This window comes from Desulfobaculum sp., from assembly GCF_054921475.1.
In genome coordinates this window covers 1-14,758 of sequence record NZ_JBUDSW010000068.1, presented here as the reverse complement: position 1 = coordinate 14,758, position 14,758 = coordinate 1, and the positions used below count along the sequence as shown (strand labels likewise).

13 protein-coding genes are annotated in these 14,758 nt (G+C 64.6%); 3 read left to right on the top strand and 10 right to left on the bottom strand.

From position 1 onward, the window contains the following. Window positions 1–594: ABC transporter permease (locus tag ACY69P_RS06380; protein ID WP_462326910.1), on the top strand; the 594-nt coding region annotated here is incomplete at its 5' end. A gap of 70 nt (window positions 595–664) precedes the next feature. Here ACY69P_RS06380 and ACY69P_RS06375 read toward each other — a convergent pair. The 5 genes from ACY69P_RS06375 to ACY69P_RS06355 form a co-directional block, all read right to left on the bottom strand. Next, on the bottom strand, window positions 665–1,678 hold the full coding sequence (locus ACY69P_RS06375) for a sensor domain-containing diguanylate cyclase (RefSeq protein WP_462326909.1): 1,014 nt from the start codon (window positions 1,676–1,678) through the stop codon (window positions 665–667). A 115-nt stretch (window positions 1,679–1,793) separates the two neighbouring features. Then, window positions 1,794–3,443: an AMP-binding protein gene (locus tag ACY69P_RS06370; RefSeq protein ID WP_462326908.1), complete on the bottom strand. Its 1,650-nt coding sequence runs from the start codon at window positions 3,441–3,443 to the stop codon at window positions 1,794–1,796. Between the two features lie 90 nt (window positions 3,444–3,533). Beyond that, window positions 3,534–4,088, bottom strand: a complete 555-nt coding sequence (locus tag ACY69P_RS06365; RefSeq protein ID WP_404844114.1) for a helix-turn-helix domain-containing protein — start codon at window positions 4,086–4,088, stop codon at window positions 3,534–3,536. A gap of 108 nt (window positions 4,089–4,196) precedes the next feature. After that, the gene (locus ACY69P_RS06360; protein ID WP_462326907.1) at window positions 4,197–5,843 is read right to left on the bottom strand and encodes an AMP-binding protein; all 1,647 of its coding nucleotides are present in this window, start codon (window positions 5,841–5,843) and stop codon (window positions 4,197–4,199) included. Window positions 5,844–5,861: 18 nt separating this feature from the next. Then, the gene (locus ACY69P_RS06355; protein WP_459900611.1) at window positions 5,862–6,428 is read right to left on the bottom strand and encodes a helix-turn-helix domain-containing protein; all 567 of its coding nucleotides are present in this window, start codon (window positions 6,426–6,428) and stop codon (window positions 5,862–5,864) included. A gap of 378 nt (window positions 6,429–6,806) precedes the next feature. Between ACY69P_RS06355 and ACY69P_RS06350 the strand changes: the two genes are divergently transcribed. After that, the gene (locus tag ACY69P_RS06350; protein ID WP_462326906.1) at window positions 6,807–7,457 is read left to right on the top strand and encodes a class I SAM-dependent methyltransferase; all 651 of its coding nucleotides are present in this window, start codon (window positions 6,807–6,809) and stop codon (window positions 7,455–7,457) included. Between the two features lie 15 nt (window positions 7,458–7,472). Here ACY69P_RS06350 and gmd read toward each other — a convergent pair whose 3' ends face one another. Further along, window positions 7,473–8,561, bottom strand: coding sequence for a GDP-mannose 4,6-dehydratase (gene gmd / locus ACY69P_RS06345; RefSeq protein ID WP_462326905.1), 1,089 nt, complete (start codon window positions 8,559–8,561; stop codon window positions 7,473–7,475). A 209-nt stretch (window positions 8,562–8,770) separates the two neighbouring features. Next, window positions 8,771–9,472, bottom strand: coding sequence for an HAD family hydrolase (locus ACY69P_RS06340; protein ID WP_462326904.1), 702 nt, complete (start codon window positions 9,470–9,472; stop codon window positions 8,771–8,773). Window positions 9,473–9,576: 104 nt separating this feature from the next. Between ACY69P_RS06340 and ACY69P_RS06335 the strand changes: the two genes are divergently transcribed. Further along, the gene (locus ACY69P_RS06335; RefSeq protein ID WP_462326903.1) at window positions 9,577–10,728 is read left to right on the top strand and encodes a geranylgeranyl reductase family protein; all 1,152 of its coding nucleotides are present in this window, start codon (window positions 9,577–9,579) and stop codon (window positions 10,726–10,728) included. Between the two features lie 80 nt (window positions 10,729–10,808). Here the strand turns inward: ACY69P_RS06335 and purE are convergent, their stop codons facing one another. The 3 genes from purE to ACY69P_RS06320 all read right to left on the bottom strand — a co-directional run. Continuing rightward, window positions 10,809–11,300, bottom strand: coding sequence for a 5-(carboxyamino)imidazole ribonucleotide mutase (gene purE / locus ACY69P_RS06330; protein WP_459900618.1), 492 nt, complete (start codon window positions 11,298–11,300; stop codon window positions 10,809–10,811). Continuing rightward, complete coding sequence (gene purD / locus ACY69P_RS06325; protein ID WP_459900620.1) at window positions 11,301–12,575, bottom strand: phosphoribosylamine--glycine ligase; 1,275 nt, start codon at window positions 12,573–12,575, stop codon at window positions 11,301–11,303. Between the two features lie 240 nt (window positions 12,576–12,815). Continuing rightward, the coding region (locus ACY69P_RS06320; protein WP_462326902.1) for an efflux RND transporter permease subunit at window positions 12,816–14,758 on the bottom strand (1,943 nt) is incomplete at its 5' end.

Sequence of the window (14,758 nt, the reverse complement as noted above, 5' to 3'; positions counted from 1 at the left end):
ATTTTGGCGGTGTTTTGCGTGATGGTTGCGGCGGCGGCGCATATTGTACGCGGGCGGGTGCCCGAGCGCGATGTGTCCTTTGGCCTGCCCGTATTTGTGACCATGATCCTCAGCTACATGCTGGTGGGCATTACTGTGACGGGCGTGGTTATCGGCGCGAAACCGTGGTGGGAGCCGCAGTATTGTCTGCCCATTGGCGGCATGATTGCGGGCAACTCCATGAACGCGCTGGCCATTGCGCTGGAGCGGCTGTTCACGGGCCTGCGCAAAAGCCGCACGGAAATTGAGATGAAGCTGTCCCTTGGCGCGGACTACCGCGAGGCCAGCGACGCCATTACCAAGGAGGCCATCCGCGCGGGCATGATTCCGTCCATCAATTCCATGATGGCTGTGGGGCTGGTGTCCATTCCCGGCATGATGACCGGTCAGGTGCTGGCTGGGGCGGACCCGGCTTTGGCCTGCCGCTATCAGATTGTGGTGATGCTGATGCTTGTGGCGTCCACGGCGCTGTCATCCTTTGCGGTGGTGTCCATTGTGCGGCGCATGTGTTTTGGCCGCGCGCACCAGCTGCTGTTGCGTCCGGAAAACGACTAGGCCCCAAGCGGGGCGCAGAGAACGCAATGAAGCGGAGTCCGGCTATGGCCGGGCTCCGTTTTTGTTTGCGCTAGCGGCACTGCTTGGCGTTTTTGTCGTCGTAGAGGCGGCTGTCCGCGCGCTTGAGCAGGCTGCTTGGGCCGGTGACGCCGCGCTCGTGCGCCTCGGCAATGCCAAAGCTGAAGCGGACCTGCAGATCGTACTGGGGAGTGGTTGTGCGCTCAAAGAACGCCGTGGCGCGCTGCATAAGGCGCAGGGCCTGTGCGGCGGTGGTTTCGGGCAGGATGACCACAAACTCGTCCCCCGCGTAGCGTGAGCAGATGTCCGTGGCGCGGGTGAGGGTTTTGAGGGTGGTGGCAAAGAAGTGGAGCAGACAGTCCCCGGCGTCGTGCCCCAGCGTGTCGTTGACGGTTTTAAAGTCGTCAAGGTCGATGAAGGCGAGGGACAGGGGGCTGTCGTAGCGTGTGGCGCGGGCGAATTCCTGCCGCAGGATGTCTTCCATGGCGCGGCGGTTGAGGAGGGTGGTCAGCGGGTCGCTGGTGGCCAGCAGGCGCAGGCGCTCGTGCGCGGTCACGTTGGAGAGGCACAGCGACACCTTGATGGCCAACTGGGAGAGCAGCCCCGTGTCCTTGTGCGGGGTAAAACGCGTGGGGCTGACGTCGGCTTGATTCAGACTGCCGATGACGCAGCCGTCCAGCGTGATGGGCGCCACGGCGATGGAGCCGATGCCCTCGGGGCGCGGCTCGGGATACAGGGCCGTAAAAGGCGCAAGGCCCTGATTGACGAGGACCGGGCGCATGCCCCCGCGGGTGATGTTCAGGAAGCTGTCGCGGTCGATGGTGTTCAGGTGCCCGGCAAGGTCCTCGGCGCTGGTCAGGCCTTGGACAAGGGCTGCGGCGTCGCTGTCCTCGATGAGGGAAATCCAGACGTAGGGCACGTTGCATCTGTCGCGCATGAGGGTGACAAGGCGCGCGAAAAGCGACGAGTAGTCGAGGATGGTGAGGATTTCGCTCTCAATCTCAAAGAACCGGCGTTGGATTTCTTGGTTCTTTTCAAGGATGGCGTACAGTTGACTGTTTTTCATGGGCGGTTGGGGCTGTGGTGTCTGGCGCGAGCATACTGAAAAGGCCGGGAAAGGAAAAGCGGCACCGACTGTGTCGGTGCCGCCGGGTATGGTTTTGACCTTGGGGTGGGCTGAATTAGCAGCTGCACTCCATGTCGCGCTGGCGGATTTCCGCGCGCTTGATTTTGCCGGAGATGGTCTTGGGCAGCTCGTCCACGAATTCGATGACGCGGGGGTACTTGTACGGGGCGGTGACGCGCTTGACGTGCTGCTGGAGTTCGCGCACCAGCTCCTGCGTGCCCTCAGTATCGCTTGCCAGAACGATGGTGGCTTTTACGGCCTGTCCGCGTACGGGGTCGGGCACGCCGGTAACGGCGGCCTCCACCACGGCGGGGTGGGACACAAGGGCGCTTTCCACCTCAAACGGCCCGATGCGGTAGCCCGAGCTTTTGATCAGGTCGTCCACGCGGCCGAGGAACCAGAAGTACCCGTCCTCGTCCATCCATGCCTTGTCGCCCGTGTGGTAGTAGCCGTCGCATTTGACGGCGGCGGTTTTTTCCGGCTCGTTCACGTATTCGTTGAACAGGCCCACCACGGGGTTGTCCGGGGCCAGCCGCACGCAGATTTCGCCTTCCTCACCCGGAGAGCACAGGGCGCCGTCCACGCCCTTGAGCACGATGTCCCAGCCCGGGACGGGCTTGCCGATGGAGCCGGGCTTGGGCGTCATGAACGAGAAGGTGGCGATTTGCAGGGTGGTTTCGGTTTGGCCGTAGCCCTCGCGGATTTCGAGGCCGGTTTGCGTTTTCCAGTCCTCAAAGACGCTGGTGTTCAGCAGTTCACCCGCTGTGGTGCAGTAGCGCAGTTTTGAGAGGTCGTAGCGCTCAAGGTCCTGCCGGATGAGGAAGCGGTACACCGTGGGCGGCGCGCAAAAGGACGTCACGCCGCCGCGCGCCATAACGTCCAAAAGGGCGGCGGGGTCGAAGCGGCCGCGGAAGTCGTAGACGAACACCGTCGCGCCAGCCATCCACTGGCCGTACATTTTGCCCCACACGGCCTTGCCCCAGCCCGTGTCGGCCACGGTGAGGTGCACGTCGCCGGGTTCAAGGTTGTGCCAGTACGTGCCGGTGACGTAGTGCCCCAGCGCGTAGGTGTGGCGGTGCTCCACCATCTTCGGATTGCCGGTGGTGCCGGAGGAGAAGAAGATAAGCAGTGCGTCCTCGCCGCCGGCGGCGTCCGCCGGACGGGGGAAGGTGTCCTGCGCGGTGGCGCAGATGTGGTCGTAGTGCTCCCATCCGGGCAGCAGCTGGCCGGGGCCGCACTGCACAAGGGTGGTCATGCTGGGGGACTTTTCCGCGGCGGCCTGCACGACCTCGGCCACGGAGTCTTCACAGATGCAGGTGGTGATGCTTGCGGCTTTGGCGCGGTAGACGATGTCCTTTTCCGTGAGCAGGTGCGGGGAGGGGATGGCCACAGCGCCAAGGCGGTGCAGCGCCATCATGCTCACCCAGAATTCAATGCGGCGGTACAGGAGCAGCATCACGCGGTCGCCCTTGCCAACGCCGCGCTGGGCGAGGGCATCAGCAAGGCGCGCAGAGGCCTGCGCTAGCCAGCGGAAGTCGTACTCGCGGCGCACGCCGTCGGGGCCAACGTGGATGATGGCTTTGCGGGTGGGGTCCTTGGCGGCGATGTCGTCAAGGACGTCGTAGGCAAAGTTGAATTTTTCGGGAACGCGCAGCGCGAAGGAGGCGCAAAACTCCTTATAGGATTTGGGGGTCAGCTTATCCATGGGTAACTACCTCGGTGGTGAAAAGGGTTGCGGAAGGTTCCGTCTGACGTCGTCTGTGGGGGCGGCGGTTCACCGTGCGCGGTGAAACGCCTAGATAATGACGTCGAGGAACTCCGCATCCGCACCATCAAGGCCGCGCAGGGCGTGGGGCGTCTGGGAATCGAAGTAGAAGCTGTCGCCGGGTTCAAGCACCACGGCGTTCTCCCCAAGGCGGATTTCCAGCCGTCCGGAGAGCATGTAGATGAATTCCTGCCCGGGGTGCTGGGCGCTGTGCATGCTGGCCTCGTCCTTGGCGGGTACGCGCACGCGGAAAGGCTCCATCTTGCGCCCCGTGAACTTGTAGGCAAGGCTTTTGTAGTCGTAGTCCTTGCGCCGTTCTACGGCCAGCCCTTCGTCCTTTTTGACGAGGGAATAGTTGGTGAGGTGGGCGTCGCCGCCCGAGAGCAGAACCGTCAGGTCTACGCCGCAGACCTGAGCCACGTTGAAGAGGAAGCTCACCGGAATCTCAATGGTGCCGGATTCGTACCCGGCCACGGTGGCTTCGTCCACGCCGACCTTTGCGGCCAGTTCGCCAACGCTCAGGTCCAGAGCGTCGCGCAGGCCGCGCAGGCGAGGCGCGATGTCTTTGTACGCCTCATTGTGCATTTCCATCCCTATCTTCTCCTGTAGAGGACCGGTCCGGGAAGGACCGTCGATCATGAAACGGGCGCTGCCCCCACGGCATGCGCCCGGTACCATCTGTCCCAGTGGCGGCTACGCCTTGGGCCACATTTCTGCGGCGATGTCGCGCAGCTTGTACTTTTGTATCTTGCCGCTCGCCGTCATGGGGTATTCGTCGAGGAAGGCGATGTAGCGGGGAATCTTGTGCCACGCGATTTTGCCGCGGCAGTGGTCCTGCACATCTTCGGGCTCCATGCTGACGCCATCCTGCAGGATGATGAAGGCACCGACAGCCTCGCCGTATTTTTTGCTGGGAACTCCCGCCACCTGCACGTCTTTAATGCCGTCCATGGTGTAGAGGAATTCCTCAATTTCTCGGGGATAGATGTTTTCGCCGCCACGGATGATCATGTCCTTCAGGCGGCCGGTGATGGTGACGTAGCCCTCGTCGTCCATGACGCCAAGGTCGCCGGAGTGCAGCCAGCCGTCAAGGTCGATGGTCTTGGCCGTGGCTTCGGGCATGTTGTAATAGCCCTTCATGGTCAGGTAGCCGCGGCAGCAGACTTCGCCCTGTTCGCCGTTGGCGCAGGCCTCGCCGGTTTCGGGGTCCACAATGCGGACCTCAACGCCGGGCATGGCTTTGCCCACACTTTCGGTGCGGCGCTGGATGGTGTCGTCCATGCGGGTTTGGGTCATCACGGGGCTGGACTCGGTGAGCCCGTAGCAGATGGTGATGTCGCGCATGTACATCTTTTCCATGACCTGCTTCATGATGTGCACCGGGCAGGGCGAGCCCGCCATGATGCCTGTGCGCAGGCTGGAAAAGTCGAACTTGCTGAACAGGTCGTGCTGGAGCACGGCAATGAACATGGTGGGCACGCCGTACAGGGCGGTGCACCGTTCCTGCTCCACGCTCTTCATCACCAAGATAGGATCGAATTTTTCAAGGATGACCATGGTCGTGCCATGGGAGACAGCCGCCAACACGCCCAGCACGCAGCCAAAGCAGTGGAACAGCGGCACGGGCAGACACAGGGTGTCCTTGTCCGTAAAGCCCTGATTCTCGCCAATCCAAAAGCCGTTGGTGGCGATGCTCTGGTGGGTGAGCATGACGCCCTTGGGGAAGCCCGTTGTGCCCGAGGTGTACTGCATGTTCACCACGTCTTCGGGGTCCAGGGTGTCCTGCCGCGCGCGGTAGTCCTCGTCGGTGACGGTTTTGCCGACGCCCACGATCTCCGGCACGGAGTACATGCCCCGGTGCTTTTGCGGGCCAAGGTAGCCCACGCGCTTGAGGGCCGGGAACTTGGGGCTGTTCAGGCGTCCACGTTCCTGCTCGCGCAGCTCGGGGATGAGGTCGTACATGGTCAGCACGTAGTCGGTGTCGTAGTAGCCGTCCATGACGAAGATGTTTTCCGCCTCGGACTGCTGGAGCAGGTACTCCAGCTCGCTGACCTTGTAACTGGTATTGACGGTGAGCAGTATAGCCCCGATTTTGGCGGTGGCGAACTGCATGGCCACCCAGTAGGGCACATTGGTGGACCAGATGGCCACCTTTTCGCCGCGCTCAATGCCAAGGGCCATGAGGCCTTTGGCAAGGTCGTCCACCAGTTGACCGAACTGCCGCCACGTCAGGCGGAAGTCGCGGTCAACGTAGACGACGGCTTCGTTGTCGGGATATTTGGCAATGGTCTCGTCCAGAAGCTGGCCGAGGGTGATGTGGTGCACGATGTCTCGTCCCACGGGAACCTCCTTACACTCTTAGGCTGGAACGTAGACGACGGCGTAAATCTGCGCCGGAGCGTCGCCATGGGCGCCCACATAGTGGGGCACGACAGAATTGTAGTACATGCTGTCTCCGGGGCCGAGGATATGCTCCTCGTTGCCGTAGACGAGGGTGACCTCGCCGGAGACGACCACAATGAACTCTTCCCCCTCGTGGGAGGAGAGGTCCTGCGGCTCTGTCGTTGGTTCCAGTGTAATGAAGAAGGGCTCCATGGAGCGGTCCGCCTTGCCACGGCCCAAATGGTAGTAGGTCATATCCGGGCTGGCCGCGCCGCTGGCGTGGGCAACGGTCTCTTCTTTTCTTTCGGCAAGTCGCACGATGAGCGGGTCGCTGGTGATTTCGTCATCCATGAAGGTGCCAAGCCTTGTGCCCAGTGCGCGGGCAATCTTGACCATGATGCCAAGCGCGGGGTTCACCTCGCCCTCCTCCACGGAGGTGATGAACGCCGCATCCAGCGTGGTCTTTTCGGCCAGTTCCTCTCTGGTCCATCCTTTGCGCTCCCTAAAATTCTTGATGCGCGAACCGATTTTGCCGTTGTCCATGTTCTTCTCCTATGCGCTGTTACTCTGGAAAGACCGTCCCGGTGGGTTCAAACCCCTTCTCACCCGTCCCGGGCGCAGCGGCGCTCTTTGTGCGTGCCGCGCGCAGGTCTCCCTCAGGACCGAACACTCTACGGAAAGATGTTTGCGCTGGCAACTGATGAGTTTGAAGGGTTTCAGGGTGATGGAGCAGGCCGCGGCGGCGAGGGTGCGTGGTGGCTCGGCCAACGGCAGGCGCATGTTTGGCGCCGGCTTGCGGGATTGCAGGGCGCTGGCAGAGGCACGGGCCGCAGGTTTTCAGTGCGGCGGGTGGGTGCTAGGATGGCGGGAACCACGCGCGGCAAGGCTGCGCCTTGTCCCTCGACCAGACATGAGGCCGATATGCACGATGAATACGAGTCCATAGCCCCTCTGTACGACCCGGTCACCGCTCCGGCCCTGTGGGCCGTGCGCCGCCGCATTGCCGCGCTGTTGGCGGACCTTGGCGCGGTGCGGGTGCTGGACCTGTGCTGCGGGACCGGGCGGCAGTTTTTGACCCTGCCGCCGTGCGTGGCCCGCGCTGTGGGGGTGGATGCCTCGGCGGCCATGCTGGCGGTGGCGCGGCGCGTCTGTCCGCCGTGGGTGCGCCTTCTGCGCGCCGACGCGGCGCATTTGCCCCTTGCGCGCGACAGCTTTGACGCGGTGCTTCTCTCCTTTGCCATACATGAAAAGCCGCACGAAACGCGCCTTGCCATGCTGGAGGAAGCCCTGCGCGTTGCCGGGCCGCGCGGGCGCGTGCTCATCACGGACTACGCCCTGCCGCAGAGCGTCTCCGCGCGCATGGCCGGGGCTGTGGCCCACGGTGTGGAGCGCCTTGCCGGGGGCGAGCATTACCGCTTGTACAGGGACTACATGGCCCGTGGCGGGACCACGGGCGTCCTGCTTACGGCGGGGCATATGGCGCGGCGGCTGGCGTGGCCGGGCTGGGGCGCCATAGGCGTCTACGAGGTCCGCGCCGGGGCCTGCCCCCAGCTGCGCGCCCAGCGTCTGTAGCCGCGAAGCGCCGCACTATTCGTGGTGATTGAGAATGCGGAACCCTTCCTTGCGGCACAGGTCGTCGCGCCGCGCGTCGGCAAGGTCCGCCGCCACCATTTCGTGGATCATATTCTCCAGCGTAATTTTCGGCTCCCAGCCCAGCTGCGTTTTGGCCTTGGTGGCATCGCCCAGCAGGGTGTCCACCTCGGTAGGGCGGAAGTAGCGCGGGTCCACGGCCACAATGGTCTTGCCCGTTGCCGTGTCCACGCCGTGCTCCTCCTGTCCTTCCCCTTTCCAATCAATGTCGATGCCCGCGCTTTTGGCGGCAAGGTCCACCACATGGCGCACCGTGTGCTGGGTGCCGGTGGCGACCACGTAGTCATCCGGCCTGTCCTGCTGGAGCATCATCCACATCATGCGCACGTAGTCCTTGGCGTGCCCCCAGTCGCGCAGGGCCGAGAGGTTGCCAAGATACAGGCAGTCCTGCAGGCCGAGGCTGATGCGCGCCATGGCGCGGGTGATTTTGCGCGTGACAAAGGTTTCGCCCCGGATTGGGGACTCGTGGTTGAAGAGGATGCCGTTGCAGGCGTGCATGCCGTAGGCCTCGCGGTAGTTGATGGTAATCCAGTAGGCATACAGCTTGGCCGCGCCATAGGGGGAGCGCGGATAGAAGGGGGTGTCTTCGGTTTGCGGAATGTCCGCCACCTTGCCGAACATCTCCGACGTGGACGCCTGATAGAAGCGCGTCACGTCCGTAAGGCCGAGGATGCGGATGGCCTCCAAGAGGCGCAGCGCGCCAAGGCCAACGGAATCTGCGGTGTACTCCGGCGTTTCAAAGGACACGGCAACGTGGCTTTGCGCGGCAAGGTTGTAGATTTCGTCCGGGCGCACGGCCTGAACAATGCGGATGAGGTTGGTGGAATCCGTCATGTCCCCGTAGTGCAGGACAAAGCGGCGGCCCGTTTCGTGCGGGTCCTGATACAGGTGGTCCACCCTGTCGGTATTGAACAGCGACGCGCGCCGTTTGATGCCGTGGACCTCGTACCCTTTCTTGAGCAGAAATTCGGCCAGATATGCGCCGTCCTGACCGGTGATGCCGGTGATGAGCGCCTTTTTCGTCATAACGGCTCCGTTGCTGCGGAAGTGGAAGCGCCTCTCCAGACGCTGGAGATGGTTCACGATTCTTCTTGTATACCGCAACTTGGGGGCTGTGTCTTCCCCCGTGGGCAAGGAAGGGGGCGCGTCGGCCGTGGGGCGGGGAAAGGGCGCGGCTTGGGGGCACGGGGAGGCCTGTGTCCGGCGCCGCCGCTTAAGATTAAGCCAAACGGCGTTTAGTTGGGAATGAGGGGCGGGGCGGGAACAAGGCGGCCCTCGGCGCGTAAGGCGCGGACCAGTGCGTCCGCGTCGTCGGCGATGTGGTGCGCGCCGCAGGCCAGGAAGCGGGCGCGGTCCGCCTGTCCGGTCAGGACGCCAGCGGTGGCGGTGCCGCTGTGGCGGCCGGTTTCAATATCCAGCGGATGGTCGCCCACCATCAGGGCGTGCTGCGGGCCAATGCCAAGGGCGCGCAGGGCCGCGCCCACGTGGTCCGGGTGGGGCTTTACGTTGGTGATGTCGTCGCGGGAGAGAAACACGTCCGCCGCGTTGTGAATATCCGGAAACAGCGTCAGCACGGCGTCGGTACAGTTGCGGGTGATGATGGCGGTGGCGATGCCGTCCGCGCGCAGGGTCGTCAGCATGGGGCGGGTGAAGGGAAACAGCGTCCCGCACTCCGCGGCGTGGATTTCCGCCGCGCGGATGATGTCCGCCGCGCGCCTCTCAATGGCCGGGATGTGCCGTCGCGCCCCGCTGGGGAGGGCGTCCTTCATGGCGCGCAGCCACTCCAGCGCGGGGGTGTCGCCGGGGAGCGGCGCATGTGGCAGGTACTCGCGTACAAGGCCGTGGAGGGCCAGCTTCATGCCGGCAAAGTCGATGGCCGTGTCCGCAAGGGTGCCGTCAAAGTCAAAAACAAGGGCGTGGAAGGGATGTGCGCGCATTTGGCGAGTATACGTGATGTGATTATGAAAAGCGACTTGAGACGGCGCTGTGGATGTTTTATAAACAATACCAGTCAGATGGCGGAAAACAGGGAGAATGCGCCATGTCTTCTGTGTATGACGGCATTGTGTGCGGCGCTGGCCCGGCCGGGGCCGTTGCCGCGATGGAACTCGCCCGCGCCGGAGCGCGCGTGGTGCTGGTGGAGCGGCGCCACCTGCCCCGCCCTAAGCTGTGCGGCGGCCTGCTGACGTGGAAGGCCGTGCGCTTTTTGGCGGAGCACCTAGGCGTGGACGCCGGGACGCTGCGGCAGTGGGGCGCCTTTCGCGGCGAGGCGCGGCAGTACCGCGTGCATATGGGCGAAACGCTTCTTTCCAGTGGCGATATGCCCTTTGCCTTTAATTTTGTGCGGCGGGACGCCTTTGATGCGGGGCTTGCCGCCATGGCCCGCGATGCCGGGGCCGAGGTGCGCACGGGCGTGCGCGTCACCGGCTGTGATGCGCGCCGCGGCGAGGTGCATCTTGCCGGCGGCGAAACCCTCTCTGCCGCGTGCATCATCGGCGCGGACGGCGTCTCCAGCGTGGTGCGCCGCTCCCTCAATTACGACCGCACGGCGTGGCGGCACAACCTTGGCGCCGGGCTGGAGCAGCTGCTGCCCTACAGCCGCTTTGACCGTGCGGTGGACGCGCCGGAAGTGCACTTTGGCGCTGTGCATGCCGGGTATGGCTGGCTGTTCCCTGTGGAGGACGGGGTGCTGGCCGGGGTGTGCGGGCTGCGGCGGGCCAACAGCGGGGCGGATTTCCGGCAGGGCTTTGCGGATTACCTTGCGCGGCGCGGGGTGCGCGGCGCGCAGGAGGTGACGCCGCGAGCGCATCCCTTGCCTTACGGGAATTTTCTCATGGAGCCTGCGCAGGGCCGCGCTCTGCTGACAGGGGACGCCGCCGGGTTTGTGGAGACCATCTTTGGCGAGGGCATCTACTACGCCCTGTGCAGTGGGCGTTTTGCCGCCCGCGCCGTCCTTGAGGGCGCGGGGGAGCCGCAGGCGGTGGCCGCGGCCTACCAGCGCCGCTTGGAGGAGACCCTGCTTCCGGAACTGCGCTACTCCCGGCGGCTGAGGCGGCTGGTGCATGCGGCCAGCTCCCTTGGCCGGTCCATGGGCGGGGCGCTGCTTGTCCACGCCATTGGGGAGCAGCGGCTGGTGGAGACGGTGCACGGCTACCGCTCCTTCAAGTGGCTGCGGCGGCGCGAGCCGGTGTAGGGGCGGAGCATCTTTGGGCACGAAAAGCGCCCCTGCCGCAGGTGCGGCAGGGGCGCTGACATTGTGCGGGGGCGGCGGCGCTAGCGCTGCGCCAGTTCCTCGGCGGCGCGCTCCACGGAAGCCTTGAAGGCGTCGCGCTTGGCGCGCAGCTTTGCGGCAAGGTCCTCGTCGGTGAGGGCCAGAATCTGCGCCGCCATCCATGCGGCGTTGCGCGCTCCGGCCTTGTCGAGGGCTACGGTGCCCACCGGGAAGCCCGGAGGCATCTGCACAGTGGCCAGCAGGGCGTCCATGCCGCCAAGGGCGGAGGCGGATACCGGAATGCCAAGAACCGGGCGGATGGTCTTGGCCGCAACGGCGCCAGCCAGATGCGCGGCCATGCCTGCGGCGCAGATAAAGACCTGACAGCCGCTGGCTTCCTCTTCTTCCACCAGTTTGGCGGTGCGTTCCGGTGTGCGGTGGGCCGAGGACACGGTAAAGGTGTAGTCAATGCCCAGCTCGTCCAGAATATCCGCGCAGGGGCGGACTTTTTCCTCGTCGGAGATGCTTCCCATAAAGATTGCAACGCGACTCATCTAGTCCCTCCTGAGTCCCTTGTCGCCGATGTCGCGGCGGAAATAACAGTTGTCAAAGTGGATGGCGTCCACGGCCTTGTAGGCGCGCTCCTTGGCGTCGGCGAGGTCGCTGCCTAGGGCGGTGACGCCCAGTACGCGGCCGCCGGCGGTGCGCACGGTGTCGCCGTCAAGGGTCGTCCCGGCCTGAAAGACCTTCACGCCGCTGATGGCGTCGGCCTCGTCAAGGCCGGTGATGGCCATGCCCTTGGGGTAGCTGGCGGGGTAGCCGTCGGCGGCAAGTACCACGCAGATGGCGGTTTCGGGCTTCCAGCGGATGTCCACATCGGCAAGGGTGCCGTCAATGCAGGCCTGCATGATTTCGGCAAGGTCGCCATCAAGGCGCGAGAGCAGGGGCTGGCACTCCGGGTCGCCGAAGCGGACGTTGTATTCCAGCACCTTGGGGCCGTCCTCGGTGTACATGATGCCCGCGTACAGGATGCCCACAAAGGGCTGGTCCACGGTGCCCATGTGCCGGACGATGGGCCGGATGACGAGGTCCGCCATCATTTCGTAGTCCTCGTGCGGGAGGATGGGGGCGGGGGAATAGGCGCCCATGCCGCCGGTGTTGGGGCCGGTGTCGCCTTCGCCAACGGCCTTGTGGTCCTGCGAGGAGGGCATGCAGACAACGGTGGTGCCGTCGCTGAAGGCAAGGAAGGAGGCTTCCTCACCCTTGAGGGCGTCCTCTATGACGATGCGTTCCCCGGCTTTGCCGAAGATTTGCTTGGCCATCATGTCGTTGACGGCTTCAAGGGCTTCCTCGCGCGTGGAGCAGACCACCACGCCCTTGCCCGCGGCGAGGCCGTCGGCCTTGACCACGCAGGGCATGTCGCGCTCGGCAACGTGCACGCGCGCGGCTTCCACATCGTCAAAGACGCGGAAGTGTGCGGTGGGCACGCCCGTGTCGCGCATAACGCTTTTGGCGAAGGCCTTGGAGCCTTCCAGCTGGGCGGCAAAGGCGCTGGGGCCAAAGCAGGGGATGCCGGACTGGGCCAGCGCTTCCTTAAGACCGAGGACGAGAGGGAGTTCGGGACCGATGACCACGAGGTCGATGGCGTTGTCCTTGGCAAAGGACGTCAGCCCGGGCAGGTCGTCATCCGAAATGGGGACGTTCTGGCCGAGGGCCGCAGTGCCGCCGTTGCCGGGGGCGATGTACAGCTGCGTGACCTTCGGGCTTTGCGAGAGCTTCCAGGCAAGCGCATGTTCACGCCCCCCGGAACCGACGATGAGTATCCGCACAATGTTCTCCTTTTGCTCGCTGCGGGTCAGATGCGACCGGCAGGCCAACCATTCGGGTGCAACAATATCCTCGGGGTGGGGCACGTGCCCTGCCGCATAAGGCGCGCGCGGCGCATGCGGCGTAACCACTGCCGTGCAGTGTCGCGCGTTACGTAGCCTACCTTGCCGCTGTTGGCAAATGCAGAATGCGCCGTATGCGCGGGCATTGTGCATGGTCTGCGGCGTATTGCCGCCGGTCCATCATGCCCTGCGCGCGCCAAACGCAGCGTAATACGCCACCGGAACCACCAGCAGTGTAAACGCCGTGGAGGCAAACAGCCCCGTGATAAGCGCCCACGCCAGCCCGGAGAAGATGGGGTCCAGCGTGATGGGCCACGCGCCAAGGGCCGTGGTGGCCGCCGTGAGCACAATGGGCCGCAGGCGCACCGCGCCGCTGGCGAGGATGGCGTCGCGCATGGCCAGCCCCTGCCGCCGCGCGTCCTCAATGAACTCAATGAGCACAAGGGAGTTGCGGATAACAATGCCGCCAAGGGCAATCATCCCAATCATGGATGTAGCCGTGAAGAAGATGGGATTGGGCAGCGCCCCCACATCCGGGGCAAAGAATACGTTCAGCAGCCAAAAGCCGGGCATGATGCCGATAATGGTCAGTGGTACGGCGGTCATGATGAGGCCGGGCATGGCAAAGGATCGCGTCTGGATGACCAGCAGGACGAAAATGCCAAGGAGGGCCGCGCCAAAGGCGATGCCAAGGTCGCGGAAGACGCTGAGGGTGATTTCCCATTCGCCTTCGCCCGCCCAGTTGGCGCTGATGCCCGGAGGCAGGGGCGAGGATTTCTGCGCGCTCATGAGGTCCAGCACCGCCGTGCCCGGTGGGCGTCCGGCCATTTCGCCGTACACGTACACCACGCGCTGGAGGTCCTTGTGGTGGATGGGCTGGTCGGCGGGCAGGGAGAGAAATTCACCAAGCTCGCCCAGCTCAACGGTTTTGCCCGGCGCGTCGCTGGCGGCCACGGGCACCTGCGAAAGCGCGGCCAGCGACGAGCGCTGGGGGCGCGGCAGGCGCAGGACCACAGGCAGGGGCTGGCGCTCGCCGGACAGGTGCAAAGTGGCCGGGGATTCACCGGATATGGCCATGCGCAGGGCGCAGGCGACATCCTCGGCGCTGACGCCGTGCAGGGCGGCCTTTTCGCGGTCCAGCCGGAAGTCCAGCACGTCGCGTTCGGCCTCGGCGGAGGTGTCGATGTCCGTCACCAGCGGTTCGTCACGCATCAGGTCCGTGATGTGCTGTGCGCCGCGGATGAGTTGGCCGTAGGACTTTTGCGGGGTGCCGGTGATTTCCGCCACCAGCGTGGACAACACGGGCGGTCCGGGCGGCACTTCCACAATTTTGAGGTCTGCGCCCACGTCGCGCGCAATGCGCTCAAGGTCCGGGCGCAGGCGCAGGACAATGGCGTGGCTTTGGGCCTGCCGCCGGGACTTGTCCGCCAGTTGCACACGGATGTCCGCAAGGTTCGGGGCTTGCCGGACAAAGTAGTGGCGCACCATGCCGTTGAAGTCCATGGGCGAGGCCGTGCCGGAATAGGTGGTAAAGCTCTCCACCTCGTTCACGCTGCGCAGATAGTCGGTAAAGGACAACAGCGCGCGGTCCGTGGCCTCCATGGGCGTGCCTTCGGGCATGTCGATGACGAGTTGGAACTCGTTCTTGTTGTCAAAGGGCAGCATTTTGAGGGGCACCAGCCGGAAGGCCGCCAGCGCACACGACAGGACAAGCAGCGCGCCAATGCCCACCCACAGCGCGCCGCGCTTGCCGCGCGAGTCCAAAAACGGCGACACCACGGCGGTGTAGCCGCGCCTGAGCCACGGCGGCACGCCCGCATTCGGGGCGGCGTTTTCCGGGTCGTCGCCCTTGTCCGCCCCGGCCTTGTGCCGCAGCAGCAGGTAGGACAGCCACGGGACCACCGTCAGCGCCGCAATGGTGGAGAAGATGACCGTCAGCGGCACGTTGGCGGCCATGGGCGCCATATACGGGCCCATCATGCCCGTGATGAAGAACATGGGCGTAAAGGACACAATGATGGCGAGGGTGGACATAAGCACCGGCGGCAGCACCTCGCCCACGGCAAACAGCGTGGCGCGGCGCGGGTCCAGCCGCCCAAGGCGGATATGGCGCTGGATGTTGT

Bases quoted from the DNA above. Each gene is read 5' to 3' on its own strand.
- ACY69P_RS06350 (WP_462326906.1), top strand. From the start codon at position 6,807: ATGCACGATGAATACGAGTCCATAGCCCCTCTGTACGACCCGGTCACC.
- ACY69P_RS06335 (WP_462326903.1), top strand. From the start codon at position 9,577: ATGTCTTCTGTGTATGACGGCATTGTGTGCGGCGCTGGCCCGGCCGGG.
- gmd (WP_462326905.1), bottom strand. From the start codon at position 8,561: ATGACGAAAAAGGCGCTCATCACCGGCATCACCGGTCAGGACGGCGCA.
- ACY69P_RS06340 (WP_462326904.1), bottom strand. From the start codon at position 9,472: ATGCGCGCACATCCCTTCCACGCCCTTGTTTTTGACTTTGACGGCACC.
- ACY69P_RS06355 (WP_459900611.1), bottom strand. From the start codon at position 6,428: ATGGACAACGGCAAAATCGGTTCGCGCATCAAGAATTTTAGGGAGCGC.
- ACY69P_RS06365 (WP_404844114.1), bottom strand. From the start codon at position 4,088: ATGCACAATGAGGCGTACAAAGACATCGCGCCTCGCCTGCGCGGCCTG.
- ACY69P_RS06375 (WP_462326909.1), bottom strand. From the start codon at position 1,678: ATGAAAAACAGTCAACTGTACGCCATCCTTGAAAAGAACCAAGAAATC.
- ACY69P_RS06370 (WP_462326908.1), bottom strand. From the start codon at position 3,443: ATGGATAAGCTGACCCCCAAATCCTATAAGGAGTTTTGCGCCTCCTTC.
- purE (WP_459900618.1), bottom strand. From the start codon at position 11,300: ATGAGTCGCGTTGCAATCTTTATGGGAAGCATCTCCGACGAGGAAAAA.